Source organism: Paracoccus sp. J56 (genome assembly GCF_019633685.1).
Taxonomy (GTDB): Bacteria; Pseudomonadota; Alphaproteobacteria; order Rhodobacterales; family Rhodobacteraceae; genus Paracoccus; species Paracoccus kondratievae.
In genome coordinates this window covers 1-2,357 of sequence record NZ_JAFL01000068.1, presented here as the reverse complement: position 1 = coordinate 2,357, position 2,357 = coordinate 1, and the positions used below count along the sequence as shown (strand labels likewise).

Annotated in this window: 2 protein-coding genes and 2 pseudogenes; 3 read left to right on the top strand and 1 reads right to left on the bottom strand. The window is 47.9% G+C overall.

The window, feature by feature from the left end; genetic code table 11:
* The 3 genes and pseudogenes from M511_RS18975 to M511_RS18965 form a co-directional block, all read left to right on the top strand.
* Positions 1-427 (top strand): annotated as a pseudogene (locus M511_RS18975) (hypothetical protein); the annotation flags it as partial.
* A gap of 25 nt (positions 428-452) precedes the next feature.
* Positions 453-1,022, top strand: coding sequence for a heme NO-binding domain-containing protein (locus M511_RS18970; protein ID WP_085503263.1), 570 nt, complete (start codon positions 453-455; stop codon positions 1,020-1,022).
* Positions 1,022-2,002: a GGDEF domain-containing protein gene (locus M511_RS18965; protein ID WP_085503261.1), complete on the top strand. Its 981-nt coding sequence runs from the start codon at positions 1,022-1,024 to the stop codon at positions 2,000-2,002. Before M511_RS18970 ends, M511_RS18965 begins: the two co-directional genes overlap by 1 nt.
* Before the next feature lie 47 nt (positions 2,003-2,049).
* Here M511_RS18965 and M511_RS18960 read toward each other — a convergent pair.
* Positions 2,050-2,357: pseudogene (locus tag M511_RS18960) on the bottom strand (hypothetical protein); the annotation flags it as partial.

Sequence of the window (2,357 nt, the reverse complement as noted above, 5' to 3'; positions counted from 1 at the left end):
CGGCCGTAAACCGTCTGCGTGTCTTCATGCTGGATCGTCCTTTTCATCGGTCGATCCACCTTATGCCCCTGTCTCAGAAACCGGCACCACCTCACAAGTTCAGGCCGCAGCCCATCAGCTTTGGCGCGGCGAAGCATCAAACCGCGTAGCCAAGCTAACTCAGAGTGCAAACCCACTGCTTATCCGCCATTTGACGAAAAGTTCTGCTGAGCAGAATTCTGGTACGTTCTGCCAGAATCAGGAAATTGTTGTGATTACCGGAAGACTATCAGACGGGAAGACGTCCAAAGAAGGGTGCCTGATCGTAGATACTGACTATCTTCGCATCCATGGCGCTACAGCAATATATCTCCACCAGAACAGATTAGAGATTATTTCCACTGAAACATCCCCCCAAAAACGATTCTGGAGCAGTAGCTCCTCTTAAATAAATAAAGCACGGTACTGAGAAAATGCACGGATTAATCAATCGCTGCATCGAAGCTTTTATCTGCAGTAACTACGACAGAGATACTTGGAATCAGGTCGTAACCAAGGTCGGGATAAAAGCCGACAGTTTTCTTACCTGGAACGAAGTCTCGGACAATATTACATATTCAATAGTGATCACATCTGCCAAAATACTTGAAAAATCGGTAAACGAGTTTCTAGAGGATATGGGATCGTGGCTGACCCGGCAGGAAAAGATCCGTCGCCTGCTACGATTCAGCGGGTCAAGCTTTGAAGAATTTACAGAGTCTTTAGGAGAGCTACCCGATCGCATTCGGCTGATCATCCCCAGTCTTGATGTTCCCGATCTGGAAACAGAATTACTTGCAACCAAACTTTATCAGATCACCACCAGTAAGAGAGAACCTGGCCTGCTACGAGTGATAGCTGGTATTTTGCGAGGAATGGCCGATGATTATGGCACCCTTGCTATTATCACAGTAAAACGTGACCGCATTAAGGTCGCTGTGGCAATTTCCAATTATGTCGGAAAGCGGCACTTTGCACTCTCGCCGTTACATGGAGACACGTGATGAGTTTGAAAATCAACTCAGGAGATCTCGGGAAACTTATGCCCATGCATCTCGCAGTGGACCCGGAGGGCAGGGTTTATTCATGTGGAAAAATTCTAGCAAAAATTCTGGGAAATGTATCAAAAATTGATGAAATGTTTTTATTCCAAGATGAATCATGTGTGAAATATTTCCTGAGTCAGATATTTTCAGGAAATCCATCCGCAGAAAGATTTCTTCTGCGCATTAATGGCGACCCCGCCCTTCCCCTAAGGGGGCAAAGTATAAAAATATCGCAAAATATTTCTATTATAAATTTGGGATTTGGCGTACATCTCTCATCTGCAGTTCAAGAATATAATTTAACCAGCACAGATTTCTCTCCTTCAGATCTTGCCATGGAGTTCCTGTTTCTTCACGAAGCAAACTTAGCAGTTTTATCAGAGCTTGCTCGGGCAAACACATATCTGGAAGCAGCGCGAAATCAGGCGCAAATTCTCTCTATTACCGACCCGTTAACTGGCCTCCTGAACAGACGAGGATTCGACTCTGAGTTCTCTGCGGCTTTTGAGAGAAGAAAAATCCACCCCTTTGCCCTCCTTCACCTTGATCTCGACAGCTTCAAAGAAGTCAATGATCTACTAGGTCACTCGGCCGGTGATAGAATTTTAATAGAGGTTTCCACTATCCTTACCGAAGAGGTCAGGGCAGGTGATAAAGTTTTCCGGGTTGGTGGAGATGAATTCCTTCTTTTAATATTCACCCCAGAACCCCACTCAGAAATACAGAAAATATCCAAGCGGATTATCACAAAAATTGAGGCGATAAAATTACCGTCTATTCTAGGAAAAGTTTCAGCCAGCATCGGGATAGCCATCCCGGACGATCTGCAAGGAAATTGCCGCGAGAAATTACTCGAATTTTCCGATAAAGCTCTTTACAAAGCCAAATCTTACGGGCAGGGGAAATTTATTATCTGGAAGGAGGCGGTGGTCTTGTGAGCTTGATGCCCGCTTTTTGCGGCCGCTAGAATCAGGGCTCACAACCACTATATGACGTTTGCGGCCAGGGCGCAGGCGGAGAGGGACAGGATCGGGCATCGGTCGTATCGGGTTCCGATGCGGCGCCAGTCCTTGAGGCGTGCGAACATGTTCTCGATCCGGTGGCGCAGGCGGTAGAGCCCGGTGTCATGCGGGATCGAGGTTTTCCGGCCGGTGCGGGAGGGGATGCACGGCGAAATACCCGTCTCGATCCCGGTCTTCTGCGCTTCGGCAGCCTGTTCGGTCATGATCGTGGCGAACACGCCCATCCGGTTCCACCGCTTCCAGCGGTTGCAGAGCGTCTTCGGCGGGCCAT